This window comes from Prosthecobacter sp. (assembly GCF_044222345.1).
Lineage (GTDB): Bacteria > Verrucomicrobiota > Verrucomicrobiia > Verrucomicrobiales > Verrucomicrobiaceae > Prosthecobacter.
This window is the reverse complement of record NZ_JBGANL010000049.1, coordinates 1,167-26,945: the sequence shown is the minus strand read 5'-3', so window position 1 is coordinate 26,945 and position 25,779 is coordinate 1,167. Positions and strand designations below refer to the sequence as shown.

Sequence of the window (25,779 nt, the reverse complement as noted above, 5' to 3'; positions counted from 1 at the left end):
AGGGCGAGAGCTGGTTCAAGCTCCCTGTTTGTGATTGCACTCAGAGTGCTGCCGTGAGATCTTCAGCGTTGCTGCACACTCCCACATGAATGAAATCATCGGCGCCTGGGTCAATGGTCATGCCAATGGTCATGGTGGAGGTTCGCATGATTTTTGGTTCATCTTCGCAACGGGCGGGCGTGGGCGGTTCGTTTACAACGGCTGGTGGCTGTATCGCTTCGACACCTTCCGCTGGCATGCGTGCCCTGAGACAAACACTTTTCGCATCCTTCACATCGAGACCCGCTTCCAGGACCCGATCTTTCCAGGCGGCCACCCTGCGTCTTCGCTCGTCGGCTTTCATTCCTACACCATTCGCCAGGAAGCGGGCTCCGCCGATCCTTCTTTGGTTTTGACCATTCCCGGTCTGCCCGCGGATTCTGAGTTTCTTCTGCAAGCACGCCATCCGCTCGAACTCGCAGCGATAATGGAGCTCTCCGACTGGACCTAATACCATTGCACAAACCGGCCACAAAATGCCTGCACCAAACCCGTAGTGGAAAACATTTTAGGACTTCCCCATGGAGGTTCCTCCAGTCCTGAGAGGATTTCCCCTCCCCTGACAAAGGCCATTCAGGCCCACATCTTGCTTCATCGTCAAAAAACTACCATTTGAGCGCCCGCTCTGCCCGTGTATGAAGCCTGTCCCCCGGAGATTTCGAGAAACCTTCTTGAAAAATCCTAATTATTAGCAAAACTTAAATAATCTATCCTCATGGACGAACTCAACATCGCACGCATCGTCGGACGCGAAATCATTGACTCACGCGGCAACCCCACTGTTGAAGTGGATGTTTACATCGAAGGTGGTGCCATGGGCCGTGCAGCAGTCCCCTCCGGAGCCAGCACCGGCGAACACGAAGCGCTGGAACTGCGCGACGGCGACAAGAAGCGTTTCTCCGGCAAGGGCGTGCTCAAGGCCGTCGACGCTGTGAACAATGAACTCGCTGACGCCCTCATCGGCGCGGACGCCCTCGACCAAGTCGGCATCGACAACGCGATGCGCGAAATCGACGGCACCAAGACCAAGGCCAAGTGCGGTGCGAACGCCATCCTCGGCGTCTCCCTCGCCGTGGCCAAGGCGGCTGCCGCCACGCTGGGCCAGCCCCTCTACAAGTACATCGGCGGCCCGAACGCCAAGGTGCTCCCGGTGCCGATGATGAACATCATCAACGGCGGCGCGCATTCCGATGCCCCGATCGATTTCCAGGAATTCATGATCATGCCCAAGGGCGCCCCGACTTTCTCCGAGTCGCTGCGCTACGGCTCCGAAGTCTTCCACGCCCTGAAGAAGATCCTGCACGATCTGGGCCTGAGCACTGCCGTCGGTGACGAAGGTGGCTTTGCCCCGACGCTGAAGAGCGCGGACCACGCCCTCGAAGTCATCGCCCAGGCGATCGACAAGGCCGGCTACAAGCTCGGTGAAGACATCTGCATCGCCCTGGACGTGGCCTCCTCCGAATTCTACGACAAGGCCAAGAACAAGTACGTCTTCAAGAAGTCCGACAAGTCCGAGCGCACCGCCGCCGAACTCGTGGCCTACTACGCCGAGCTGCAGAAGAAGTTCCCGATCATCTCCATCGAAGACGGCTGCGCCGAAAACGACTGGGCTGGCTGGAGCACCATCACCAAGGAAATGGGTCATAACACCCAGCTCGTGGGCGACGATCTCTTCGTGACCAACGTTGAATTCCTCCAGAAGGGCATCGACCAGAAGGTGGCAAACTCCATCCTCGTGAAGGTGAACCAGATCGGCTCCCTCACCGAGACCCTCGACGCCGTCGAACTGGCCCACCGCCACGGCTACACCGCCGTCATGAGCCATCGCTCCGGTGAAACCGAAGACTACACCATCGCCGACCTCGCCGTCGCCACAAACTGCGGCCAGATCAAGACCGGCTCCATGAGCCGCAGCGATCGTATCGCGAAGTACAACCAGCTTCTGCGCATCGAGCAGGAACTGGGTGAGAACGCCGTCTTTGGCGGTCGCATGAAAGTCTAAGACCAAGACCCGATGAACTACCGAGAAGTGCGCGCATCCGAACCCCAGTCCCGCTGGGAAGGCTGGGTGCGCGCATTCCTCAAGCTCGCCCGCTTCGTCCTGCTGCTGCTCATTGTGCCCGTGGTGTATGTCCTGTGTGACAACCCCATCGACACGCAGAACGCGATGCGCGTGAAGCTGGAAATGCTCAAAGAGCAGCGCGATGTGCTGCAATCCGACCGCGACAAGCTCCTGCGCCGCATGGAGTGGATCAAAAACGACAACGCCTACCTCGAAATGGCCGCCCGTGACCGCCTGCATCTGCAGAAGGAAGGCGAGTATGTGCTGAGGTTTTAGAAGGCAGGAATGCTGGCGGAACACGCCGCTTTGATGAGGTGCCGAGGGTCACGTGGCGTAGCAAACCCAGCGGAACCAAGTCGTTCAGTGATGGCGGAGCCATCGGCAAGAGGAGGCTTCGTTCCTCGCTATGCAATCGCAGTTCCAAAACACAGCAGGAGCGCGGAATTATTCCGCAGCTCTCCTTCGAAGCGCCAGGCTCATGAGCACGAATCAATCTCCTTGGAGCCAAGAATCAGCCTGCCTGCCGCATACCATGCGGCCCGCACGCGCGATGGAACGGCGATGCTGGAGGCGAAAGCGGCGGCATGGGGGCTTGCGAAATGCTGCGGAATAAATTCCGCGCTTCTGTGGAGGTACGCCGCAGACGAAAAGCCTCCATCGCACGGCAAACCCTGCCCAGCAAACAACCAACAAAAAAGCCAAGCGGAATGAACCACCTGGCTGTTTTGAAGTTCTAACAAAGACCGGGATTACTCGGCGTTTTCTTCGACGTAGCGGACGACGTCGCCCACGGACTGAAGCTTCTCAGCCTCTTCGTCAGGGACGTCGATGCCGAATTCTTCTTCGAAGGCCATCACCAGCTCAACGGTGTCGAGGGAGTCGGCACCGAGATCTTCGATGAACTTAGCTTCCTGGGTGACCTGCTCGGGATTCACGCCAAGCTGTTCAACGATGATGTCTCTAACTTTTTCTGTGATGTTTTCAGCCATAGATTGGGGGTGTTGGGATGGGGCGGAGCTTTAGCGGCTGCATTTGCTTTGGCAAGGGGAAATTCCCGCCTTTTTCAAACTCAAAGTAGTGTCATGATTTTTCCATCGCTGTGGATGTGGATTCTGCGCCTGTCGTTTCGCTGACTTTTTCGATCAATTCGCCGCTGAAACGAGCCAGCAAACGCTCCAGCACCTTGCCTGCGCCGTCGTATTTCAGATCGTCAAACACCGCACGCTTTTCGGCACCGCCCTGCGTGCGATACCACGCATACGCCAGCCCTTTGTGCTCCCACTTGCGCTTGTCCACGCGGAAGACATCGGCGTAGCGGATCTGCACACCTTCGGGAGACACCCAGTACTCCGCCTCGCCACGCAGCGTCTTGCTGCGGTTCAACAGAATGAGGATGCCGGCGATCAGCGCCCCCGCAAAGCAGCCGTAGGCATAATAAAACTGCTCGGCGATCTCACGTTGGCTGTAGAGCTTGGGCTCCTCCGGCCAGCCCTTCTTCGCAGCGTAGCTTTTCCAGCGTGGTGAATCCCCGTCCACGCCGGTGGGCATGCCCCTGGCCTTGGCATCCTCCATCCATTGCGGGAGGCGCCCCTCTTTCTTAGCGGCTTCAAACGAGGGCAGAAACTCCTTCATGAACTTTTCCTTCTCCTGCGCGATGGCCAGCTCCTGGGGATACCCCCTCACCCCGTCATGGAGAAACACGAGGCCGAAGATCAGGAACAGCCCGCCCAGCATGCCCATGCGACGGTAGTACCAGGATGTGACGCGGCAGATGATCGGCTCCGAGGCCAATGCGGGAGAAGTGGGGGCGGTTTCCATGAACGACGGATTCAATCGCAGCCTCGTGGGGAAGCAACACGGGATTTTGTGTGACAAACTACGCGCAGTTTTGCAATGCCCGCGCGATTCCCAAGCGGGCATGGTGTGCGTATTCTATGGCAACCCCAATCAAGAACCATGTACTTTGATCCTCTCTATCTCCTGCTCTTCCTTGGCACGATGGCGCTGTCCGTCTTTGCCTCCTGGCGTGTGAAGAGCGCCTATGCAAGGTATTCTCAGGTGCCGGCACGCTCCGGACTCTCCGGCGCGCAGATCGCCCAGCGCATCCTGGACCTCAACGGCATCCGTGATGTGACCATCAACCCGATCCCGGGCCAGCTCAGCGACCATTACGATCCTTCGAACAAGCAGCTCATGCTCAGCGAGGAGAACTACTACGGCACCAACGTGGCCGCGCTGGGGGTGGCTGCACATGAGTGCGGCCACGCCATCCAGCACCAGCAGCTCTATGCACCGCTGCAGTGGCGCATGGCGGCGGTGGGCATCACCACCATCGCCGGGCAGATCATTCCCTTCGTTGGTTTTGGCCTTATCTACTTTGCGCCCAAGATCGCCCTGCCGATCCTGGCCCTGTGCTTTGGCGTGGTGATGCTGTTTCAGTTGATCACGCTGCCGGTGGAGTTTGACGCCACCGCCCGTGCCAAGCGCGTGCTGGCCAGCACCGGAGCCGTGGCTCCCGGCGAGGAAACCGCCGCGATGAGCAAGGTGCTGGACGCCGCCGCACTGACCTACGTGGCCGCCTTCATCAGCGCACTGGGCACCTTCCTCTACTACGCCATGATGCTGCTGGGTGGGAACCGCAGGGATGATTGAGCCGGCCCGTTAATAAATCGCTCTCACGCGGCGTATGATCTCCATGCGCCGCGTTTTATTTGCCCTCGCCCTGCCATGCCTCGCCTATGCGGAGGATGTTCCACCAATTCGTGGACTGAGCCGTACGAACCTCCTCGAATACCATGCGAAGGACGGCACGACCAAGACCGCCACCAGCGCCGCTGAATGGGCGGGCCGCCGTGCGGAGGCGCTGGCAGGGTTTCAGCAGGTCGCGGGTCCCCTGCCCGGCCCGGAGCTGCGCTGCGCACTGGAGCCGCAGATCGTGGAGGAAACCGACTGCGGCAGCTATGTGCGCAGGCTCATCACCTACACGTCCCAGCCCGGCGGCAAGGTCACAGCCTATCTGTGCATTCCCAAAACGGCGCTCGCAGGCACGAAAGCCCCCGCCGTGCTCTGCCTGCACCCCACGGAAAACAAGATCGGCTTCAAAGTGGTGGTGGGGCTCGGTGGCAAGCCGCACCGGCAGTACGCGCAGGAACTGGCCGAGCGCGGCTTCGTCACGCTCTCACCGAGCTATCCGCTGCTGGCAGATTACCAGCCCGATCTGAAAGCGCTGCACATGCCCAGCGGCACGATGAAGGCGATCTGGGACAACCTGCGCGGACTCGACTACCTGGACTCCCTGCCCTACGTGGATCGCAGCCACGGCTACGCCGCCATCGGCCACTCGCTCGGCGGGCACAATGCCATCTTCACCGCCGTGTTTGACGACCGCCTCCAGGTCATCGTCTCAAGCTGCGGCTTTGATTCGCTGCTGGACTACTACGGCGGCAACATCAAGGGCTACGTGCAGGAGCGCTACATGCTGCGCATGGCGGACTACCTCGGCCATCCGCAGGACTGCCCCTGGGACCACTACGAACTCATCGCCTGCCTCGCCCCGCGCCACGTGTTTGTGAATGCGCCGCTGCGGGATGCGAACTTCCGCTGGCAGAGCGTGGACCGAATCGCGGCCGCAGCTCTGCCCTTGTTCAGACTGCACAAGGCGGAGTCACACCTGCAAATCGCCCACCCCGACTCCGACCACGACTTCCCAGACACCGAGCGCTTTGCCAGCTACGAGCTCATCAAGCGCGTGCTGCAGCCTGCTCCATAGACGGCTTCAGGTAGGTTGGGGGTGTTTGGCGTCGAAGACATTGCAATGCCCCACACGCCTCCGCCAAACCGCCCGACTGCGAGGGCGCCCGCCAGCCCTTGTGTGAGCAGCGCACTCATGGACGGGCGGACTGCCGCCACATCCATCCTACAACCTCGAACACGTCTAATGACGCGAACCCGCCTGCTCGACGACTCGCACCAGCCTTGGGCACAGCACGGAATGGGAAAACTCGGCACCGAGAGCCCTGGCTGCCGCATTGACCGGCTGCGTGCCGAGAGACATCGCCTCGCGGATCTGCTGCACGATGGCGGGCACATCCCCGTTGCGCGCCACGCGCCCGTGCGCCGGCTGCTGGAGCCGCCGTGCCAGATCCGCCCCGTGGCTTTGATCCGGCCCGATGAAGAGAAATGGAATGCCCAGGGTGAGGATGTTGTAGATCTTGCAGGGATGCACGATGCCCACAAAGGGATCCCCCATCACCACCAGATGCAGATCCGCCGCTGAGAGCGATCCCGAAAGCTTCTCCAACGGCTGATACGGCAGGCAGGTGATGTTTTTGAGTGCCTTCTCTTTCCCAAATGCCTGCACTTTTTTGAACTCGCTGCCACCGCCCACAAACAGAAAATGCAGCCGCTCATCACCCTGCATCTCAAGTGCTGCGGCCAGCACGGCGTCCAGCGGGTGACAGGGGCTGTGATTGCCGGAATACATGACGACGAATTTGCCCGTGAGCCCGTGCTCCGCACGGAAGGCCTCGCGTGCCGCCACATCGTACTGGATCGTCTGATCGTGCGACCACGGCGCATCCGTGTGAATCACCTCCGGGCTCACGCCTTTGGCCATCAAACGCGCCGCCATGAAGCGGTCCAGCGCGATGATGCGTGAGGCACGCCGGAAGCTCCAGTTTTGAATGAACGTGAGCGTGCGCTCTACAATGCCCCCGGCCTTCAGCCAGCCGGCGGCCACGGCTTCATCCGGATTCAAATCCATCACCCACGGCACCACCGCGCCACCTTTGAGCCTGGCCATGACGGTGCCCAGCGTGGAGATGAGCGGCGGCGAAGTCAGGCACACCGTGACGTCCTGCCTCGGCATGAAGAGCAGGATGCGTGTGGCATTGCCCCAGAAGATGGCGAAATCCACCAGGCGCCGCCACTTGGCTTTCTTTCCAAGTCCCGGCGTCCAGATGCGGCGGATGCGGATGCCGCACCACGTCTCACGCACAGGATAGCGAATGTCCGGATTGTCATAGCCTCGGGAGGCTGCCACCACCGTCACCTGATGTCCGCATTGGACCAGTTCATGCGCCAGATCCGTGAGATGCTGCGCCGTAGCCACGTGATCCGGATGGAAGCACTGGTTGAGCAGAAGGATTTTCATGGCTTAGCAAACGGTCAACCGCCGCTCATGATGAGGGACGTCTCGGAAGAACACACTTCTCAATCCAAGCCAAGTCTGCGCCACCGGCCCTGCAGCGCGCCGTTTAACACGAATCTTAGCCGCGCAGCCGGCCGGACTGAATCTCCTCCAGGAAAGAAGCATAGGTCTGCGCCAGACCGTCCCTGAGCGAGATACGCGGCTGCCAGCCGAGCTGGTTCAGGCGCGTGGTGTCCAGCAGTTTGCGTGGCGTGCCATCGGGCTTGGATTTGTCCCAGACGATCTGCCCCTTGTAACCCACCACTTCAGCCACCATCTCCACCAGTTCACGAATCGTCACATCCGTGCCACAGCCGACGTTGACCAAATCCGGCGGATTTTCCAATTGCAGCAGAAAAGCGCAGGCGTCTGCCAGATCATCCGCATGCAGGAACTCACGCTGCGGCCGTCCCGTGCCCCAGGCCCCCACTTCAGGCAGCTCTGCCAGCCGCGCTTCATGAAAGCGCCGGATCAGCGCGGGCATCACGTGGGAGTTCTGCGGATGGTAATTGTCATTGGGGCCGTACAGATTTGTCGGCATGGCCGAGTGATAGACCACGCCGTACTGCTTGCGGTAGTATTCGGCCATCTTGAGCCCTGCGATCTTGGCGATGGCGTAGGCCTCATTCGTCGGCTCCAGCGCCGAGGTGAGAAGGCAGTCCTCAGGCATGGGCTGCGGAGCCAGCTTCGGGTAAATGCAGGAACTGCCCAGGAACAAGAGGCGCTTCACCCCGGCCTTCCAGGCGCCGTGGATGCAGTTCGTCGCAATGGCCAGATTTTCATAGATGAACTCGGCGGGGTAGGTGCTGTTGGCGTGAATGCCACCCACTTTGCCAGCCGCAATGATCGCTGCATCGGGCTTTTCAGCCTGATAAAATGCCGTGACCGCCGCCTGATCAGACAGATTGAGCTCCTGACGAGTGCGCGTGACGATGGACACGCCCGCAACTTTTTGGAAACGCCGCACCAGCGCGCTCCCCACCATGCCTGTATGACCGGAAATAAACAGCTTCATCATGCTTTAGAGAGATTTAACTCTGGCCTCGTGTTCAGCCAGCTTGAGATCGGCGTCCACCATTTTTTTCACCAGCTCTTTGAACCGCACTTTGGGCTCCCATCCGAGCTGCTTGCGCGCCTTCTCCGGATTGCCGATGAGCAGATCCACCTCGGCCGGGCGCTCGTAGCGAGCGTCATGCACCACATGCTGCTCCCAGTCGAGCCCGAGCAGAGCAAACGCCTCATGACAAAACTCCCGCACGCTGTGGGTTTCATTCGTCGCGATGACATAGTCGTCCGGCTGCTCCTGCTGTAGCATGAGCCACATCATCTCCACATACTCACCGGCAAAGCCCCAGTCGCGCTTCGCATCCAGATTGCCGAGATGGAGCTTGTCCTGAAGGCCCAGTTTGATGCGCGCGGCTGCCCGGGTGATCTTGCGTGTGACAAACGTCTCCCCGCGGCGCGGTGATTCATGATTGAACAGGATGCCACTGGAGGCATGCAACCCGTAGCTCTCACGATAGTTCACCGTGAGCCAGTGCGCAAAGACCTTGGCACAGCCATACGGCGAGCGCGGCCAGAATGGGGTCTTCTCCGTCTGAGGCACCTCCTGCACCTTGCCAAACATCTCCGAGGACGAGGCCTGGTAGAAGCGCGTCTTTTTCAACAGCCCCGATTCACGGATGGCCTCCAGAATGCGCAGCGTGCCCAGCCCGTCCACATCCCCGGTGTATTCCGGAATGTCGAACGACACCTTCACATGCGACTGCGCCCCCAGGTTGTAGATTTCGTCCGGTTGCAGTTCATACAGCAGCTTCACCATTTGAACTGCATCCGCGAGGTCGCCGTAATGCAAAATCAACCGCGCCCCGTCCACATGCGGATCCTGGTAGATGTGGTCAATGCGTCCCGTGTTGAAGCTTGAGGAACGCCGGATGACCCCATGCACCTCATACCCCTTCCCCAGCAGCAGTTCCGCCAGATATGAACCGTCCTGGCCGGTGATGCCTGTAATGAGTGCTTTTTTCATTTTGTTGATATAATCAATGAATCTGGTCTGACACCAACCGTTTCAGACGAATAAACAACAAGGCACTCTCCTCACTCCTGACGGCATTCTTTGGCCCGCTGTCACCTTCGCAGCTTCAAGAAAGCGTCTGCGCGCGGTTTGAATGGCAAACTGGGTCACATACAATTGTCGCGCCAGCTGCCGTGCCGCCTTCTTCTCGTCAGCGGATTTGCGTGACCACCCTTGCAACAACTGCAGAGTGCCCGCCACCGTGTCATCAGCCACCAGTCCAGCGCCATGTTCTGCAATGAAAGGAGCGATATTCACCTTGTCGGACAACAAAACTGGAACTTCGCACGCCAGCGCCTCGGCCACCACGATTCCGAAATTTTCCTGATGTGAAGGCAGCACCAAGACTTCGGCCGCAGCCAGTTCGAGCCATTTGTCCCTCCCTGTTACTCCACCCGCAAAAGAAACATCCGTACCGATTTTCAACCCAAGCGATGCGCAAAGTCTTTCGAGCTCTTTCTTGTAATGAGTCGCAAACGGCGGGCCGACAAAACGAAGATGCACAGTCCTTCCGGGGTCATCAGTTACTTGCCAACGGGCGAAGGCTTGGAGAAGCAGGTCCCCCCCCTTTTTGGGATGGAGCCGTCCAAGGAACAAAAACACCCGCCTTCCAGCCAGCGCAGGCTGGGCGCTTGCAAACTCAGCTTTCAGCACCATCGTTGAATCTGGCGGCTCTTCGACCCCGAGCGGTACAATCACCTGTGTCGCATGGATTGCTGCTAGCATGGGTGCGGCCAGAAGGCGCTCATCCTTCGTCGTAAAGCATACGCAAGCCGCCTGCCTGAACACTTGGCGATTGAACGCCCACCATGCCACCCGTTTCAACCACCGCGACTGCCTGAGCGCCCAAGGGTCCAGCATGCCATGGGGATAAATGATAACCGGCACATTCGCTGCACGCGCCGCTTTGGCTGCGGCCAGAGCATGATATTGCCATAGGCCATGTATGACAACGACCGCGCCGGGCTGCAGCAGATCTCGCAGTCCGGCCACCCAGTTCGGCGTCCAGCCAAACTTGGTTTTCGCCGGCCCCAGCAGGCGCACCTGGCAGGGCCAGTCGCTGCCCCAGTCAGTTTCTGGATCATCAGAGCTCAACACTATGGTTCTCACCGAATCCGACGTCCACGCCAGCAGTCTTACCGCCTCAGTCGTGCCTCCATGAGCGGGATCAATGGAGTGAATGGCATGAATGATCGACAACTTCATGTTAAGGAACTTGTTCGTCTTGCTGGGCATGCATCACGCTTTCATAGACCTTGCACATCTGCATCGAAAAGACTTCAGTCGAAAAATGCTGTGCCCGTAAACGTCCCTGTGCAGATTTCTGTTCGCGCCAGGGTGCGCCCTGCCGCAAACAGTTAGAGATCAATCCTGCGGCCTGTTCCACGTTCTCTGGATCTATGTACTCGACCGCATCCCCACCCACTTCCGTCAATGGTGCACGATTCGAAGTGAATACAGGGCAGCCACGCGCCATGGCCTCGAGCACCGGCCAGCCAAACCCCTCTTCGAGTGAAGGAAAGATCAAAGCCTGCGCCTGATCGTATGCCGCAACGATCCATGATGTTGGCGGCTTGCTCAGCCAGGTAATGCTGGCACTGATCCCTAATTCCACCACCAATCTACTCTCGGTCTCCGTAGCAGGTGCTCCCATCATGACCAAAGACGGTGTCGACTCAAAGCCAGATCGCCTTTGCAAGGCGGCATAAATGAGCAGCACCCCCGCCCGGTTTTTGTACCAAAGCCCGCTCCCGACATGCAGCAAAAAAGACTTGGGCAACCCCGGGACCACTACGACATCACCCTTCGCATTAAATGCAGGATCCAGAGGATTTAGCACCACATGAAAGCTATGATTTCGGCCCACTAAACGCTTACAGTCCCGACACGTTTTCTCGGAGACACAAACAACAGTCGAAGGAAAACGTAGCGCCCAGAAAATGAACCTCTGAAATCCACCTCTCCCCCACGCAGCCCGAGGAATGCCCTGGATGTCGCCAATGGCGGCTCGAACAGCGATCAAATCATGAACCGTCACGATGACGCGGAAACCATTCATCCACGGTATTAGAGGGCCCAATCCTTGGTCAGTGATATGAATTAAAGTCTCAACTCCCCGCCAAGCCTGGAATGTCGCGTGCAAGCGCAGAACTAGGGGAAAGAGAACGTATTTATCGAAATAGCCGAGTTGCTTCCTCACCCATTCAGGCATCCATCGCCGCCCCCCAAAAACGATGGGGGGGTCCATACGCTCGACAACTCCAGGAAAGGTCGGAGTGATCGCCGACTCCACCAAATTCGAGTAACGCTGCATGCTTTCCAGCCTGTCAGGCGCATAGGTCCCGGTAATTAGAAGATGCCGTTGTTTGCCCCGCTTCCCTGCATGACGGCAGTGAAAGGCCGCCATTGCCTCATGCGCAGCTGCCACAAACCTGCCACGCCCTTCATCCAGAGTGTGGTCCTTGACGCTATGCCGTGCTGCAGCGCTGGCGCGAGCCAGTTCTGCAGGCTGAAGCTCCGCCAGCCTTCGCAGGGCGTTCTCAATCGATCTGGCTTCGGAATTCGGAAGCAGCCATCCATTGACCTCATGAGTCACAAGTTCCAACGCTGCGCCTGCGTCCATGGTCGTTATCACAGGCAGGCCAGCAGCCAGCGCCTCTGGCACTACCATGGCCCATCCATCATGCCGCGTGGGCAGACAAAGGGCATCCGCCCGGGCATAATAGGCGGGAAGTTCGTGCCACTCACGAAAGCCCTCCCACGACACTTGCGCCGCCACAGGCTCAAGAATCACACGCATCTTCTGCTCCAAGTGGCCGGAACCCAGGATGATCAGGCGCAGATTAGGATGCAACCGGGCGGCCGCCCGAAATCCCTCCGCCAGTCCCAGCACGCCTTTGCGTAAATTCAAAATACCGGAATACAACACCACACGTTCGTCAGCCCGAACTGTGCGTGGTTGACTGCGAAAACGGCTCAGGTCTGAAAAGTAGGGCAGATTGACATAACTTTTGTGCATCCCCCAGTCACTCAGGTACCCCGCCACTCCAGCTCGCCCAATCGCCCAGATCGGAGCGGCACTTTTCGAAATTGGATAGAGCAGCACTCGGCGGGCGAGACGTCCAAACCAGCCCAGACGCAGGAAGCCTGGACGCTCACCCCAAAACACCCAAGGTCGTGCGCTGAAATGCCTGAGGTGCAAGGCTGCCAGGGCAAACCAATGCGTGTAGTAATTGCACACCGTCAGGGCCGCATCCAGCACCCAGTGGAAAGCCAGACCTATCACCTCAGACTGGCCTTCCAACACCAGATGCTCGTGCTTCAGCCTCACTCGTCCCCAGGGATGCTGATCATGCTGGCGGCGCAGGTAGATCACTCGCAGCCTTATCTCGCCACTGGCAGCGATCTCATTGAAAAACTCCGCCTGATAAGGGGAGGTTAGATAAGTAACCACGCACACGCTGAGGCGTGGCGCGACCTGCAGGGCGCGACCATGTGACGCAGAATCAGTCATTCACAGAGAGAGGGAAAAAGCCACAGCCGGAGCCACCCGCACCGGCACACGGCGCAGCAGCAGCCAGGACCAGGCGGTAGCCGTCTGCACCGGCATACGCAGAGGGAGGTAGTGCCACATGGCTGCAGGCAGCGCCCAAAGCGACCGGAGAATAACACGCCACTCCCCGCTCAGCGCCAATAGAAACAGGCGACGCAGGATACTGCCACAGGCCTGCGGCAGCAGAGGCAGTGGAAAACGCAGCAAAGGAAACAGTACTGTATTGACCATCATCACCACCTGCGTGTCCTCGGTTTCACGCAGAGGGACGGGATGATCATGATACACGCGCAGAGCACCCGACTGCAAACAAAGGCCGCCCAGGTCATGCAATTGAATGCTCACATCCACTTCCTCCAGATTGTAAGCCACCGGGAGAGGCAGATAGCCATTGGTTCGCAAGAACCATTCCCGGCTCATCAGATGGCCGCAGCCAACGTAGTAAGCCTGCAACCACATCCCCTGTGAATCGTGAGACTCTATTGGCAGGATCGTAGCGGCAAACACCGCCGTCTTGGGATATCGCGAAATCAGCTCCCAAGCTTGGGCGAAAAAATCCTCGTCTACAGGAAATGAATCGTCGTCAAAATGCGCCACCCATTCACAGCGCGCCTCTCGCATCATGCGGTTGCGTGCGCCACCAGGCCCGATGAGTTCGGAGGAATGCAGCAGTTTCACATTGGGGAATTCCCTCTCCACCAAAATACGTAGCCCCGCATCGTTGCCATCCAGATGCACCAAAACCTCCCTCGGCGGCGGAACGCAAGCCTGCAGCCGGGTCAGAGTCGTGCGCAACAGCCCCAACCGCCGACAGGCAGGTACGGCAACACTGATGGGAATGGCTTTTCCTAGCATTGAAATCAGTACTTTAGCCGTGCAGCCTCGGCACTCGGGAACCACGAACGCGCAGAGCTGGCTGAAGAGCAGAGCGCGCCCTGTGCACCAAAGATTCCAAGTTTGGAATCAGGCAAAAACCCCACGCCGCGCAGCCAAACACGTTGGCAGTGTGATTGAGGATGAAACTGCCAGGCAGCAGCAGCAATTCGTAACAGAAAAAGCCGAGTGCCAGGGAACGAAACATGGAAGGGGGAGAACGTTTAAAAGCCACCCAGCATTGCCACACCATCACCATGCGGAAAATATACCAGATCAGAAAGCCAGGCCAGCCCAACTCCGCCAGCACCTGCCCAGTTTCTGCATCATAGACCGGACAGCGTTTTTTCGGCGGGTCGATCTTCAGGGCGCTACGCATTGCCATGGATGCCGGATGGGACATGCCGATTCCAAAGCCCATCAAATCCACCTCCTTGGCAGCAAATGCCATTGAGTAGAACGGATACAACATACGGTCGATGGTGCCGTCACCCGCGTACGTGCGCCGGGTCTCAAAAGCTGTCAGCGCTTTGCTGAAAAAAACGTTAACCCCCAACACAACCAAGACCACACCCAATAGGAAATAGGGCAACGTGCTGCGGCCTTTGGCCATTTTGGACACCGTAGATGTGGCCCCCACGATGGCCGCCACAATGAGCATGCTGAAAACAGCTGTTCGGGAACCGGACATCAAACCATTGGCCACCAGCAGAGGCAGGTTGCCCAGCAGCAACACCCAACGCCGCTTGTCATTAATGCCCGTCAGCAAGCCCAGGGAAAGTATGAAGAAAAATTGAACAAACACCGCGTGGCCGGAAATGTAGGAGAAAGTGCCGGTAATACGAGCAGTAGCCTCCACCCCCGCGCCAAAAGTGGCCACTTGATGCTCACCCTTAAATTCACTGGCAGCATAAACATTAAGCCATGAGCCTTGACCAGCAACGAACTGCGCGGCCCCCAGCAAGCAGATGGGGATGGCAAAGAGTGAGTATCGAAACAGCATCTTTGTCATCTCCTCCTCATTGCGGAACATCAACGGGATCATGAAGCCCAGCGGGATGTACCAAAGATAAATTTTGAGGCCGTAACCAGCCAGAACTATGGATCCGATGTTGGTATTCAGGGCACCAAACATGACCAGGATAATGCAGACAATGGTGATGAGTGTGCCGGGCACCCGCACCCTCCAGGCCCGGATGTCGGGATCGGGAAACAGGAAAAATTTGAGATAGGCCCCAAACAGAATGATGTCTTTAAAGAAATAGACTAGCTCTGATCCTTGTGGAAAAATCCATTTTCGGATGGCTCCTTCAAGCAGTGCGACAATCATCGCAGCATAGACCGCCCGACGCCAGTTCAGCATGGCCAGGATGACAATGAACGACGTGCCAACGGCACCCAGCATCATCATTTGTTGAAGAGTCAGTTTCATATCAGTAAAGAATTACCTCGTTAAAACCCGCAAAGAGGACGGCTGCAAATCATCATTGCCTGCGTTTTTCTAAGATAAAGCAGATGTTTTTTCAGGTGTGGCAAGTTGCCTACTTTGCAGTAATAAAACCACGAATCTGCTCACGATAGCGCTGCCAAGAATGCACTCTGCTCCAAGCTTGGGCCGCCTGCTGCATGGTTTGCAGCAAAACAGCATCTCTCGCCAACTGCCGCAATCGATCGTGGATGGCCGTAGCATCTCGGATGGGAACGATAAAACCTTCCTGCCCATTCTCGATCAGTCCTGCAAGGCCCGAATGCACTGTGGTGATCACAGTGAGGCCGCAGGCCATCGACTCCAGCAGTACGAGAGCCAGCCCCTCATAAAGGGTGGGCAGTACAAGAACATCATGCTGCCGCATCTCCGTCAGCACCTCCTCGTGGCTGAGTCCTGATAGGTGGCGGTGCTCCAAGAGCATGCGGTTGAGGGCCGCACAGGGAGCAACACTGGTGCGTGAGCCGATCACGGTCAGCGTGGCCAGTTCTTCCAAACCGTTCATCGCCTCAGCCAGATAGGCCAGCCCCTTCCCTTGGTTCAGACTGCCGACGTAAAGTACGCGCAGAGGGTGCAGCGATGCCAGAGTGGAGGGAGGACGAGTGATAGGAGTTTGGAGTTCCGGGCAGCCATAGGGGACCACATGGACCTGGGCAGGAAAAGGGGGCGCCATTTTGAGGCTGTCTCTCACCAGTTCGCTAGGGACAAGTACCACATCCGCCAGTTGTAGCTCACGGTCTCGCCGCTGCATGGCTTCGCTGTTCTTATCCATGACCGGCAGAGTCATTGCCCATTCGGGCTGACTTCTAGCCTCCACTACCACAATATCATGGGTGAAGCGCCAGTAGGGCGTGGGGAGTTCATAAATTGTTCGGATGCCCTGCGCTCTCGCCGCCCGAAAAGTTTGCTCCGCCGTGTCCATGTAGGCATGGACTGCCTGCAATCCCTGACTCTGCGCGACCGAACGGGCCACCGCCGCGTCGAAGCGTTGTACGGCCTGCTCCAAGGAACCATGATTCCTGCCAAGACGACTGTTTCGCAATCTGGCGGAACTCCGACAAGCCAGCCGTAGCAGTTCTGTCATGGGATGTGAACGCAACATTGGGCGCACCGAACGAGGGAAAAGCCGACGATTCGAAATTCCGCTCTTCCAACCCAGCTCAACGCTCAGCCAACGCATCCAGGCCGGAACCACGAGCGTGGTGTGAAATTCGGCCAGCATGCTAAGTTCAGCATAAGCCAGAGCGGCAGCAGAACTGTTCAAGTTTCCGGTGAGATGAGAGATTAATATCTGCATAAAATATAAATCACCGTGAGGCAATTGTATCATGACTGAGACGCGTAAAAACAAACCCTCTGACGGAGAGATGCGCCTCAATCTTCTCAGCCCGCTCACCGAAATGGGTGTGTTCAAAAACTATCAGACGTGGCTTGACCACGGAGTAATCGAGTTGATTGAGGATGTTTTCCTCATGCCCCTCACAGTCCACGAACAGACAGTCAAATCGATCAAATCCATGCTTGATCATGATATCTTCAACAGTAAGCACGGGAATATAAATTTCCTGAATACACTCATTCTGTTCCTCCATGTTGGGAGTGAGCAAGCAGCTTAATTTTTCCCGGTAGAAACTCGCGAGTTCTGCCAACTCAGTGGAATCAACTCTAGACTTCAAAAATGCTGGAGTATAAGTATAGAATGGCCAACGGCCTGCAGGATATCCTATGCCACAGTTCTCTGGTGAGACATTTGGGTATGCTTTATAATTGCGTTTCATAACCGTGAAAATTTCAGGCACGGGTTCGACGGCTACACCACGAGCATTGGTGCGAATCATGAATTCTCGATAGGGATCATGTGAAATCCCGTCATTGGCACCAATTTGAAGGAAGGTGAAAGACTTGTCAGCTGGTAGATGCTTAGCAAGTTCAGTATAAATGGGGGAAGCATGCCGCCAACGACGATTGACACGATTGAGGCGATCAAAAAAAGCAGGATAGCGTCGAAGCCACTGAGCGAAGTTTCTCATCAAAGCGAAATGTTAAATAATTGCCGTCATGACACTATACCAAGCCCAGCTCCAAATTTTCAGCTTTCGCTTTTATTTTGGCAGAACGGCCACCATCATCAGATTGTCACTGAACAGCGCTCCGCGCAATCTCCCAATGGACACTTGCCGCCAGTTTATCTAGGTCAACTTCGGAATACCGCCGTGCCCGGTAAAACTGAATTGGATGTTCTGTAATCCTGCCTCTGCAAAAATGCGCCGTAAATCTGTCCGTAGCAATTCCGTGATATGAGCAGGGTAGCAGGAATTGTGAAAAACCACGAAATGGCCATTTACCAACAAATAGAAAAAAGAGCAGATGCTCTCTTGGTTCAGAGTCGTGTGCACGACTCGGCCTCCGGGGCGCAAAAGTCGGACAAATTCCCGAGCCACCGCGCTCGGATTTTCCAGATTCCCGATAACCTCCGTGGTAAGAATGACATCAAGGCTGGCGTCAAATAGATGCGTGCTCTGAATGAGATCAGACTGAATCCACCCAATGCTTGGGGTGAGCCAGATGGGGCGGGGCAAAATGTTCGCTCCCGTCAAAACACCTTGGCAGTTGGCATTCATAAGACGCTGCAACAGCGTTGCCGGTGCTAGCACCATACTCCAATACTTTAGTGTGCACAATAAAGTGCGCAACAACCCAGAAGCGCTAATTAAGGAGTTGCCAACCATTTAATACCTGACCGCAGTGTTAAGAACATGCACGTAAGCAGATACCACGAAGGACACCTCATGGCATTTCAGATGACGAGCAGAGAGTACGCGGTGATGGTCGTCTGAGCACTCACGGCCCAAGCATTCCATCAATGCACGCGCAAGCCCCTGTTCATTGCCATTTTCAAAAGTAATGCCACACACGCCAATGGCTTCTTTGAGACCTCCGCGTACCGATCCAATGACCATGCACCCGGAGGCTATGCCTTCAACCGCAACGATTCCAAAGGGCTCTGCCCAGAGAGATGGCACGACGAGGATTCGATGAGCGTTCATGTGGCGCGCCAGCGCTTCTCCACGCAGGGGCCCGGTGAATACGAACTGCTGATCCAGCCCGCTTTGCGTTACCTGCTGTCGTAAGTTTTGCTCCTCTGGCCCGACTCCCGTGATGCTGACTGTAGGACAAACATCGTCCTTTGCAAGTCGAGCCACGGCTTCGACCAGAAGGCTTGCTCCTTTATCCGAAACCAAACGCCCCACAAACAAAATGTCGCGACTACGTAGGATACCTTCACGGAGGTGAAAGAGCTTATCATTGTAGGCATTGGGAATCACCGTTACAGCCCCCCCCAAATAATCTGCCACAGCCTGACTGCAGGCGATGTTGGTGGCAAACCGTCGGGAAAGAAACCGTTTGAAGCGTGCCCTCGGATTAAGATCTTCCGGTTCTGCCCCATACCAGCCCTGATGACTGATGACCAAAGGCTTGCGAAATAGCATGGGCAAAGGGAGTCCTTTCAAGCTCATGTTGAACATGAGAAACACATCACACTCACGAGTTACCCGGCATTTCTCTCGCCACGAGGCTTTCCTCAGAACAACGAATGGAAACTCCACAGGAGGTTCATTAGGGGTTTCACAAAGAACGGTCACAGCATGCCCTTGACGCGTAAGTTCAACGGCGCACAGCCGTGCAATCTCCTCCAACCCTCCGATCTGAGGGGGAAACGCTGGAGAATGAATGACAATTTTCACCGCAGGAAACCCTCCGAATTGGCTGCAAGCAGGCCACGATACACATCCTTTACCTGATCCCGGTAACGCTGAGGTGAAAACTGCGCGGCAAACAAGCTGGCTTCACGTCCCTCTCTTGCCGCACACTCCCGATCCTCCTCATATCCACTCAGGCGTTCAGTAATCGCGGAACTATCGAGCGCAGGCACCCGCCAGGCAGGATCTGGCACGGGCACCCCGCAGTGGGTAGTCACAATCACCGGCAGCCCGCAGGCCATGGCCTCCAAAGCCACGAAACCAAAGGAATCCCCCAGCGAAGGCATGACCAGCACCTCCTGCGAATTCAAAAAGTCACGCAGTTGCGGACGGCACATGTAGGGCAGGCAGCGCGGCTGGATGGCGCACCGCTGCAGCAGGGGCTGCATGGCGGCATCTACCTGTCCCACCAAAGTCAAGGCCACAGACCCACCAATAGGAGCAACCGCCCGGAGAAGGTAAGGCAGTCCTTTGGCTAAACTGCCGCAGCCGACTGCCGCCACTTGGAGAGGCTGCCCTTCAGCACACTTGCGCGGCTCCGGTTTCCAGAAGTCGGTATCCACCCACAGAGGGATGGCCTGGCACTTCTCTGCTGGCACCCCCAATTCCACCCAGTGCTTCCGTTGCAGTTCGGAACAAAAAACGATGACATCAGCCAGTTCTCGCTCCTGCCGCTTGTGTTCGCTCATCGCCGTTGAATCGCAAGGTGGAGGCGCAGGCAGACCAAACTCTGCGGCAGCACGCTGCAAGGCCGCATCAAGAAACGGGGCCGGAATACCGTGGCTGTCGAGCACACAACGCATGCCACGTTCCTTGGCCGCATGAAAATAATCTAAAGCGCAGGTTTCTGCCGCCACGGCGATGCGGGCATCGCTGTGACGCAAGCGCCGGGCGGCCCGGCGCTCAAAGGCCTGAAGATAAGGCAAAGGGTCAATGCGTTTGTTCTTGAAGACCTTTTTGATAATCTGCCGGGCAAGCTGGGGCAGCGGCAGTTCATGGAGCTTGCCCGGAGGAAGCGCCTCGCTGCCAAGCGGAAAAGCGGAAGGCAGGTAGGTAAAGTGTGAGAACAGCCGCCCCCACTTGCCCGGAGCATCAAAAATGGAGCACTGCAAGCCGGATAGACATCCCATCTCCTCTGCAGCAATGGCCATCTGAAAAATTTCATGAACCCCCATATATGCGAGTTCAATTCCGCCATGTCCTTGCGCATTATTCATTCGGAATAAGAACCATGACCTTTACCGATCAGCCTAGCACCTGTGCAACGGCACCAGAAGGCATAGGGAAAAGCGGAGAGCCACCGACAAACATGCACAGGGATCATCCACGGCTTCTTCAAAGTGCGTTTATTGAAACCTGCACTGCGAAGATCCACGGCTAAAAGATAAGGAAGAGACTTCCATGTCGCATGGTTCAATAAAAAATACCAGGAACCAAAGTAGTGATGCCAACCCATCCAATGCGTCTCACGAGTCCAGTGTCGTGCACCACCATCCATCACAACTGCTGCACCAAGATGATACAAGCTCACATCAGGTCGGTAGTGGATCACCCGTCCGCTTTTCCACCATCGCAGGCCAAAATCGGATTCCTCACGAAAAGCTCCACGCATGAAGCGCTCGTCCATACCACCGATAGCAAGGAACTCAGATCGGCGCACCCCCATATTCCCAGCCATCACAAAGTTGCCAATCAGGGGTTTGTCGTAGTTGCGCCTGCAAAACATCCAGCCGATGTCAGGATCTGAGGCACGGGAATCCAGCGTTGCGACCGTTTCACGGTTTCCTTCGAGAACTTGGCCGGAAACCGCCAGAACCCCGGGCTCTTCGAAAGCACGTTGGTACGAAGTCACAAAATCGGCAGCCACCTCAATATCGTCATCCAAGAACACAATAACATCCCCGGACGACTCCAATGCTCCACGATTGCGGGCCTTGGATGCATTGGGCTCCTTCTGCTGAATCCAGCGTATCATCTTCTCTGCGTGCCACTGCTGTAACTGGCTGGAAACCTCCGGCGAAATCTCAGTCGATTGGTCCACGACCACGATGTCATGAGCACGCGTCTTTTGCGCCAGCAGCATCTGGATTGTCTTCACCAGCACGACTCCGCGGTTGAAGGTGGGAATGATCAGCGATACTCGTGTCATATGCGGCATGTTTAGAAAGCGGCAGTCCGCTCTAAGAACCCTCTGTGGTCCACCCAGTTCTAAAAACGAACACGGATAACCCGGCTCAGTCCCGTTCACTTGAAACTTTTGGAGTACCTGCGAAACAACCAGCCAAAAGGTGAAGACATTGCCACGACTTTCTCAGGCGTCATGTCACGCAAATAGCGATCCCACCAAATGCTTTCATAAAGATGCAGCCCAAAAGCCTGTCGTTTGATGCTGAAATAAACCACGGGCTGCATGAGCCTTCCCACCATTCTTTCCAAAAAACTCCTTTTCGACGAGACTCCGAACAACATCCAGAACTGGTGGTACGTGGGCCAAAAAAAGGCACGCTGGCCAAGCACGTGGACGGATTCAGGATTTTCGGTCGCAAGCTGAAATGGGACTTCCACTGAATGCTCGCTCCAGAACTCGTCTTTCCCCTTGGATCGAAAGCTGGTATATGAATCATACCAGCGGCGGATGAATTCCGACCCCTTCGCTGCAAAAATGACCGCGTTGCAAAGACCGCCTGGCCGCTCACGTGCCATCACAGAAGGATGTCTCAAGAGCGGAGCAAATGAACACAGTGTCAGAACATCCATGTCCAGATACACCCCTCCATGTTCGAGGAGCACCTCCAGCCGAATAATATCCGCCGCATGAGCATAATGCATCAGAGGATTTCCGAAGATTTCCGTCGGAATCTCGATTTGATTGAGCGTCAGGAATGGTTTGGCAAGATCCCACCATTCGCCTGACGGTTCATGCGCATAGTGAAAGAAAATTGTTTCCGGCTTGTTACATTCCCAGGCTGTCTTGATCGCCAGATAGTGAATGAACGAAAACGGCCTTCCTCCGAAGTCAGATGAAAGCCCGAATACAAAATGTATAATATTAGGAATCATATAAAGCTCAGAGTGCGCTAATCTTCGGTCGGGCTGTTCGCTCCATGTCGGCTTAGTGTTTCTTAGCGGGTTTTAAATGCGTGACTAGATGCAATTGGAGGTGATCGCAGGTAAGCCCGCCATGTGCTTCAATCCCCTCCGGTTCGTTGCATTCATAGGCCTCCTGACAAACAGAACGATGTGAGGAATGAACAACGTGGGACACGTGGCGCAGACTTTGGCAATGAATGATCAACCCACACTGTTGCGATCCAAACTGGAAAGCATATGACCATCCCGGTGATTCAAGGCATAGCGCAGAGGCTCAAAATGATTGTCGGCAGTAAAGGGATTCTCAAAAAGATCCCCCACCAGATCATCCCTGACGAAGAACGCGTTCACACCGGTCAGATTGCAGCCCACAAGCGAGTAACCCAGCTTTCGTCCAAGGAGTTCCAGAGCCTTGAGACTGGCACCAAAATTCATGGTTCCATCCCAGATCTTGTCAGCTGAATACGCCACCTTCCAGTCGACGTTCGGAGGAAGGGCCGCGTTGTATTCCACCACAACCAGGCGCGGGCGGTACTGGGCCAGCACCTCCCAGACATAGTAAGTGTTTTGATCCACATCAATCGAGAGCAAATCGATCTCCTCGGGCACATTCATTTGACTGAGCAGTTGGGCGGCATTTTCTCGTGTCACGAAAGTAACCAATCCCTGCAAGCAGCCAGGATTACAACCCCGATTTCTACAAAAATCCTGTTCCCCGCTCCTATCCTACGGAATACTTCACTGATCATGCCGTCCTCCCCATTCTGGGAGCAGACTTGATGGGCATACCGCAACAGGCGGCGAGGCTGCGCATAACGCTCATTGCTCATGCCAATTCGATCAGTGACATAGGAAGCAAGCAACGTTCGAGTCAGATGTACGTCATGACTGAGTTGCACAATAGATTCACGAAGAAGCTTCAGATCACCAAGCAGAGGGATGCGAGTATAAATCGCACGGAGTTTTTTTCTTATTTCCATGAACTGTGTGCGGGTTAACAACATTTTTTATCCATCCCATGCTGCGCAGCTCCATTTTGAAAGCCCGCAAAATTCGTGATTTAGCCAGCATTTTAATTATCCGCGCCACCAAAGATTGCATTCGGGCAGTGGCTGGGACTGATTCCAAGGTCGTCCATCCACGGTGAACGGCTGATAGTTTTTGGAGATCAGGAAATCAAACAGCATTTTTGCTTCCACGTCTTCCATTTCAAGGTTGAGATGTTCGCACAGAATATTGCGAGGTCGTCCTTTCTCAGACCAATCCCACCCGCGCAACGCTGAGAGTTCACCACGCTCAATATCGATTTTTAACAGTTGTACGGGAGTGCAGTGAGCAGCTTCAAGCGCCTGACTTGCCGGTATACCACAACATAAGACTTTTTGATCATCGCCCCCGGGGGTCAACGTTTTTGTGTTGGTCGACCCAAGATTCTGGGAAGGAACTTCAAGATGAACGATCTGTGCGGTCGTAGTCAAGGCCGCATACATCCGAGTGCAGTCCACAGCAGGATTCAACGCGAGGTTGAGTTCCAGTTGCGCAAGCGCTTTGGGAGACGGGTCTATCGCCAAAACGCGGCACCCCGGAATAGAGCCCAGCACGCAGGTATAGATGCCAAAGTTGCAACCGGCATCCACGAACCATCCGCCATCCTTCATCAGTGTGCAGGCAAGCGCCAACGTTTTGGGCTCAAAGGCCCCCGTTTGAGCGAGCATCTGCCCCAGATACTCTGTCACATCCACCCGCAATCGGGCGCCCTGAAGGTGACGCAACGGCAAACGACCTTGATAAAACCAGCGAGTTAGAATACGCAACACCCCGCTTTTACCCCGGCGAAATGGCCACCACCGGGTTAAGGCTACAATCATTTTCGCTCGCAGGCCACAGCCAAACCATTGTGTCTCCGACGTTAATTCATTCATAATTTATTCATGTCTGACAAAGCTCAATAAGCTCATCATGGTTAACTGGTTAAGTACTTATTTTCCTTTTCTCGAACTCGCGCGCACTGCATACCGGTTCGATCCCGCTTCCCCTACTCTGTTAAATCTACGCGTAAAAGACCTCTCACTGGCAAACGTCTTGAGGACTGCAAAATTCGACACAAGCCACGCCAGCACCAATTAAGCCTCTCAATCCATGTTCCATCACGCAAAGAGGCCCTATTCAACGCAATTATTCGACACTGGCTGAACAATGCCCTCCAACGAAAAAACCTGCTTTTTCCAATCCTCCTCAGGTGGTAATTTTGATTATCCAAAAACTGAGCAGTCATTTCAGCCCCTTTATAGGCATCTCTGCACCCCCCGGTAGGATTGACTAAATGCACAAGCTCTGCATCTGGCGCATAAACGATGATTCCTCCAGCTTGGCAAAGACGCCAGCACAGTTCAACCTCCTCGCCCACTGCAACACCATAATAGGCCTCGTCAAAACCTCCCACTTCAAAAAGCTTTTCGCGCCGAAAGGACATATTACAGCCTGATGCCCAGGTCGTGGTGCGCGACCAGTCCAGATCAAACCGGTTGCTGCGGTCGGTTTCAATTTCACGCAGTTCGGAAGATGCCAGGTCACCACGAGAAAGCTTTCGCTTGCCAGGCAGCAGGACACAGCCACCAACGCCCCATATTTCGGGCTTATTGTAACAAGTCAGGTGTTCATCAATGAGCCGGGGCGAAGGCTCGACATCGTCATCAAGAAACAGAACAACAGCCCCGTGTGCGAGCCTGACACCATGATTACGGGCACGGGTGAGACCGGTAAAGTCAACACGCTCCCACCGAAAACTTTTGGAAAATTCAATCAGACACTTTTCTGTCGTTTCAGTGTGACGGCAGGTTTGATCCACGACGATCAATTCACTATCCTGACGTCCCTCTAACAGCCTGACCACACTTCTCAATGTGTTGCACAGCACCTCCTCACGGTTCAAGGTGCAGATGATGATGGAGACAATAGGCTTCAAACAATTAAGAACTAGCGATTGGTTTATAACCCTCAACCATCACGACTATGTAGAGTTCATGTCCGGCGGTTGTTGAGTCGACAACACGGCATTCACCCGCATGGCGGTCCAGCCAACGGTGAAGCGCTGGTGCCAAGAAACGCCGGGACCAGTTTAATACGGCGGCACTGAATCCAAGCAGCGTCGGCCGTTTCAGACCAATTAGGCCACCATATCTCATGATGAGGTAAGCTGCAGCACGCTGCTGTGTCGTCACTTTCCATGAGCGCACTTTTGCAAAGCCCGCCACTTTCATGAGATGTTCGAGGCCTTGGGCGGTCCAACGATAGTAGTCTTCGGGACATGCATGCTCTTCAAACATGCCATGTGTAGTAAGAAGCAGTCGGCCGCCTGGCTTCAGGCAGCGTAGTGCAAGGCGAAGATAGGCTTCAGGATCACGAACATGTTCCAGCACCTGGGTGGACAGCACTAAATCAAAGTAATCAGAAGGGATCGAGTCCGCGTCATCCACTGAAAAGTCAATATCCGCAGTGCCGGCGAGATCCGCGCGTCGATAATCAGCATTTGGAAAAAGCGAGCGATAGGGAGAAGCACCGCAGCCCAAGTCCAAAACAAGGTGTGGTGACTGCACAATTTGTGATTTAAGTGCCAAAAGCAGATCAGATAAATGCAAATAATCCAAATC

Annotated in this window: 25 protein-coding genes; 5 read left to right on the top strand and 20 right to left on the bottom strand. The window is 55.8% G+C overall.

The features are described 5' to 3' along the window. Nucleotides 1-85 precede the first annotated feature (85 nt). The 3 genes from ACILSL_RS21115 to ACILSL_RS21105 all read left to right on the top strand — a co-directional run bounded on the left by ACILSL_RS21115 (nt 86) and on the right by ACILSL_RS21105 (nt 2,377). Nucleotides 86-490: a hypothetical protein gene (locus ACILSL_RS21115; protein ID WP_395734045.1), complete on the top strand. Its 405-nt coding sequence runs from the start codon at nt 86-88 to the stop codon at nt 488-490. Between the two features lie 264 nt (nt 491-754). Then, nucleotides 755-2,041 carry a phosphopyruvate hydratase gene (gene eno, locus ACILSL_RS21110; protein ID WP_395734044.1) on the top strand — a complete coding sequence of 429 codons (1,287 nt, stop codon included), beginning with the start codon at nt 755-757 and terminating at the stop codon, nt 2,039-2,041. 12 nt (nt 2,042-2,053) lie between these two features. Further along, complete coding sequence (locus tag ACILSL_RS21105; protein WP_395734043.1) at nt 2,054-2,377, top strand: septum formation initiator family protein; 324 nt, start codon at nt 2,054-2,056, stop codon at nt 2,375-2,377. A gap of 473 nt (nt 2,378-2,850) precedes the next feature. Here ACILSL_RS21105 and ACILSL_RS21100 read toward each other — a convergent pair whose 3' ends face one another. Continuing rightward, a complete protein-coding gene (locus ACILSL_RS21100; protein ID WP_294399132.1) occupies nt 2,851-3,090 on the bottom strand; it encodes an acyl carrier protein in 240 nt (79 codons plus the stop codon). 91 nt (nt 3,091-3,181) lie between these two features. Beyond that, the gene (locus tag ACILSL_RS21095) at nt 3,182-3,919 is read right to left on the bottom strand and encodes a hypothetical protein (protein WP_395734042.1); all 738 of its coding nucleotides are present in this window, start codon (nt 3,917-3,919) and stop codon (nt 3,182-3,184) included. A gap of 138 nt (nt 3,920-4,057) precedes the next feature. Here ACILSL_RS21095 and ACILSL_RS21090 point away from each other — a divergent pair, with 138 nt between their 5' ends. Together ACILSL_RS21090 and ACILSL_RS21085 are read left to right on the top strand one after the other, a co-directional pair. After that, a complete protein-coding gene (locus ACILSL_RS21090; protein ID WP_395734041.1) occupies nt 4,058-4,753 on the top strand; it encodes a zinc metallopeptidase in 696 nt (231 codons plus the stop codon). Between the two features lie 43 nt (nt 4,754-4,796). After that, nucleotides 4,797-5,870, top strand: a complete 1,074-nt coding sequence (locus tag ACILSL_RS21085) for an alpha/beta hydrolase family protein (RefSeq protein WP_395734040.1) — start codon at nt 4,797-4,799, stop codon at nt 5,868-5,870. Nucleotides 5,871-6,035: 165 nt separating this feature from the next. Here ACILSL_RS21085 and ACILSL_RS21080 read toward each other — a convergent pair whose 3' ends face one another. From ACILSL_RS21080 to ACILSL_RS20995, 18 genes are all read right to left on the bottom strand, one after another. Then, the gene (locus tag ACILSL_RS21080; RefSeq protein WP_395734039.1) at nt 6,036-7,253 is read right to left on the bottom strand and encodes a glycosyltransferase family 4 protein; all 1,218 of its coding nucleotides are present in this window, start codon (nt 7,251-7,253) and stop codon (nt 6,036-6,038) included. A 115-nt stretch (nt 7,254-7,368) separates the two neighbouring features. Next, nucleotides 7,369-8,304 (bottom strand): GDP-L-fucose synthase family protein, encoded by a 936-nt coding sequence (locus tag ACILSL_RS21075; protein ID WP_395734057.1) that lies wholly within the window; start codon nt 8,302-8,304, stop codon nt 7,369-7,371. Between the two features lie 6 nt (nt 8,305-8,310). Next, on the bottom strand, nt 8,311-9,318 hold the full coding sequence (gmd, locus tag ACILSL_RS21070) for a GDP-mannose 4,6-dehydratase (RefSeq protein WP_395734038.1): 1,008 nt from the start codon (nt 9,316-9,318) through the stop codon (nt 8,311-8,313). A gap of 42 nt (nt 9,319-9,360) precedes the next feature. Beyond that, on the bottom strand, nt 9,361-10,572 hold the full coding sequence (locus tag ACILSL_RS21065; protein WP_395734037.1) for a glycosyltransferase: 1,212 nt from the start codon (nt 10,570-10,572) through the stop codon (nt 9,361-9,363). 1 nt (nt 10,573) lies between these two features. Further along, nucleotides 10,574-12,880: a glycosyltransferase gene (locus ACILSL_RS21060; RefSeq protein ID WP_395734036.1), complete on the bottom strand. Its 2,307-nt coding sequence runs from the start codon at nt 12,878-12,880 to the stop codon at nt 10,574-10,576. Further along, complete coding sequence (locus ACILSL_RS21055; protein ID WP_395734035.1) at nt 12,881-13,774, bottom strand: glycosyltransferase family 2 protein; 894 nt, start codon at nt 13,772-13,774, stop codon at nt 12,881-12,883. A 13-nt stretch (nt 13,775-13,787) separates the two neighbouring features. After that, entirely contained in the window at nt 13,788-15,224 is a 1,437-nt protein-coding gene (locus tag ACILSL_RS21050) for a hypothetical protein (protein WP_395734034.1), read from the bottom strand. Nucleotides 15,225-15,333: 109 nt separating this feature from the next. Continuing rightward, a complete protein-coding gene (locus tag ACILSL_RS21045) occupies nt 15,334-16,575 on the bottom strand; it encodes a glycosyltransferase family 4 protein (RefSeq protein WP_395734033.1) in 1,242 nt (413 codons plus the stop codon). Between the two features lie 10 nt (nt 16,576-16,585). Further along, nucleotides 16,586-17,308 carry an FkbM family methyltransferase gene (locus ACILSL_RS21040; RefSeq protein ID WP_395734032.1) on the bottom strand — a complete coding sequence of 241 codons (723 nt, stop codon included), beginning with the start codon at nt 17,306-17,308 and terminating at the stop codon, nt 16,586-16,588. 159 nt (nt 17,309-17,467) lie between these two features. Continuing rightward, nucleotides 17,468-17,899: a class I SAM-dependent methyltransferase gene (locus ACILSL_RS21035; protein ID WP_395734031.1), complete on the bottom strand. Its 432-nt coding sequence runs from the start codon at nt 17,897-17,899 to the stop codon at nt 17,468-17,470. A gap of 108 nt (nt 17,900-18,007) precedes the next feature. Continuing rightward, the gene (locus tag ACILSL_RS21030; protein ID WP_395734030.1) at nt 18,008-19,024 is read right to left on the bottom strand and encodes a glycosyltransferase family 4 protein; all 1,017 of its coding nucleotides are present in this window, start codon (nt 19,022-19,024) and stop codon (nt 18,008-18,010) included. Then, nucleotides 19,021-20,256 carry a glycosyltransferase family 4 protein gene (locus ACILSL_RS21025; RefSeq protein ID WP_395734029.1) on the bottom strand — a complete coding sequence of 412 codons (1,236 nt, stop codon included), beginning with the start codon at nt 20,254-20,256 and terminating at the stop codon, nt 19,021-19,023. Before ACILSL_RS21025 ends, ACILSL_RS21030 begins: the two co-directional genes overlap by 4 nt. Then, on the bottom strand, nt 20,253-21,188 hold the full coding sequence (locus ACILSL_RS21020) for a glycosyltransferase family 2 protein (protein ID WP_395734028.1): 936 nt from the start codon (nt 21,186-21,188) through the stop codon (nt 20,253-20,255). Before ACILSL_RS21020 ends, ACILSL_RS21025 begins: the two co-directional genes overlap by 4 nt. Nucleotides 21,189-21,283: 95 nt before the next feature. After that, nucleotides 21,284-22,099: a glycosyltransferase family 32 protein gene (locus ACILSL_RS21015; protein WP_395734027.1), complete on the bottom strand. Its 816-nt coding sequence runs from the start codon at nt 22,097-22,099 to the stop codon at nt 21,284-21,286. Between the two features lie 231 nt (nt 22,100-22,330). Next, nucleotides 22,331-22,780 carry a hypothetical protein gene (locus ACILSL_RS21010; RefSeq protein WP_395734026.1) on the bottom strand — a complete coding sequence of 150 codons (450 nt, stop codon included), beginning with the start codon at nt 22,778-22,780 and terminating at the stop codon, nt 22,331-22,333. A gap of 425 nt (nt 22,781-23,205) precedes the next feature. Then, entirely contained in the window at nt 23,206-24,051 is an 846-nt protein-coding gene (locus ACILSL_RS21005; protein WP_395734025.1) for an FkbM family methyltransferase, read from the bottom strand. A gap of 113 nt (nt 24,052-24,164) precedes the next feature. Further along, complete coding sequence (locus ACILSL_RS21000) at nt 24,165-25,094, bottom strand: glycosyltransferase family 2 protein (RefSeq protein ID WP_395734024.1); 930 nt, start codon at nt 25,092-25,094, stop codon at nt 24,165-24,167. 4 nt (nt 25,095-25,098) lie between these two features. Next, nucleotides 25,099-25,779 (bottom strand): class I SAM-dependent methyltransferase (locus tag ACILSL_RS20995; protein ID WP_395734023.1); only part of this gene is annotated, 681 nt, incomplete at its 5' end.

What these genes read in the sequence shown, in the direction of transcription:
- ACILSL_RS21080 (WP_395734039.1), bottom strand. Translation starts at nt 7,253, where the DNA reads ATGAAAATCCTTCTGCTCAACCAGTGCTTCCATCCGGATCACGTGGCT.
- ACILSL_RS21090 (WP_395734041.1), top strand. Translation starts at nt 4,058, where the DNA reads ATGTACTTTGATCCTCTCTATCTCCTGCTCTTCCTTGGCACGATGGCG.
- gmd (WP_395734038.1), bottom strand. Translation starts at nt 9,318, where the DNA reads ATGAAAAAAGCACTCATTACAGGCATCACCGGCCAGGACGGTTCATAT.
- ACILSL_RS21020 (WP_395734028.1), bottom strand. Translation starts at nt 21,188, where the DNA reads ATGACACGAGTATCGCTGATCATTCCCACCTTCAACCGCGGAGTCGTG.
- ACILSL_RS21075 (WP_395734057.1), bottom strand. Translation starts at nt 8,304, where the DNA reads ATGAAGCTGTTTATTTCCGGTCATACAGGCATGGTGGGGAGCGCGCTG.
- ACILSL_RS21065 (WP_395734037.1), bottom strand. Translation starts at nt 10,572, where the DNA reads ATGAAGTTGTCGATCATTCATGCCATTCACTCCATTGATCCCGCTCAT.
- eno (WP_395734044.1), top strand. Translation starts at nt 755, where the DNA reads ATGGACGAACTCAACATCGCACGCATCGTCGGACGCGAAATCATTGAC.
- ACILSL_RS21100 (WP_294399132.1), bottom strand. Translation starts at nt 3,090, where the DNA reads ATGGCTGAAAACATCACAGAAAAAGTTAGAGACATCATCGTTGAACAG.
- ACILSL_RS21095 (WP_395734042.1), bottom strand. Translation starts at nt 3,919, where the DNA reads ATGGAAACCGCCCCCACTTCTCCCGCATTGGCCTCGGAGCCGATCATC.
- ACILSL_RS21040 (WP_395734032.1), bottom strand. Translation starts at nt 17,308, where the DNA reads ATGAGAAACTTCGCTCAGTGGCTTCGACGCTATCCTGCTTTTTTTGAT.
- ACILSL_RS21055 (WP_395734035.1), bottom strand. Translation starts at nt 13,774, where the DNA reads ATGCTAGGAAAAGCCATTCCCATCAGTGTTGCCGTACCTGCCTGTCGG.
- ACILSL_RS21085 (WP_395734040.1), top strand. Translation starts at nt 4,797, where the DNA reads ATGCGCCGCGTTTTATTTGCCCTCGCCCTGCCATGCCTCGCCTATGCG.
- ACILSL_RS21060 (WP_395734036.1), bottom strand. Translation starts at nt 12,880, where the DNA reads ATGACTGATTCTGCGTCACATGGTCGCGCCCTGCAGGTCGCGCCACGC.
- ACILSL_RS21045 (WP_395734033.1), bottom strand. Translation starts at nt 16,575, where the DNA reads ATGCAGATATTAATCTCTCATCTCACCGGAAACTTGAACAGTTCTGCT.
- ACILSL_RS21035 (WP_395734031.1), bottom strand. Translation starts at nt 17,899, where the DNA reads ATGAATGCCAACTGCCAAGGTGTTTTGACGGGAGCGAACATTTTGCCC.
- ACILSL_RS21025 (WP_395734029.1), bottom strand. Translation starts at nt 20,256, where the DNA reads ATGAATAATGCGCAAGGACATGGCGGAATTGAACTCGCATATATGGGG.
- ACILSL_RS21115 (WP_395734045.1), top strand. Translation starts at nt 86, where the DNA reads ATGAATGAAATCATCGGCGCCTGGGTCAATGGTCATGCCAATGGTCAT.
- ACILSL_RS21005 (WP_395734025.1), bottom strand. Translation starts at nt 24,051, where the DNA reads ATGAATGAATTAACGTCGGAGACACAATGGTTTGGCTGTGGCCTGCGA.
- ACILSL_RS21105 (WP_395734043.1), top strand. Translation starts at nt 2,054, where the DNA reads ATGAACTACCGAGAAGTGCGCGCATCCGAACCCCAGTCCCGCTGGGAA.
- ACILSL_RS21050 (WP_395734034.1), bottom strand. Translation starts at nt 15,224, where the DNA reads ATGAAACTGACTCTTCAACAAATGATGATGCTGGGTGCCGTTGGCACG.
- ACILSL_RS21015 (WP_395734027.1), bottom strand. Translation starts at nt 22,099, where the DNA reads ATGATTCCTAATATTATACATTTTGTATTCGGGCTTTCATCTGACTTC.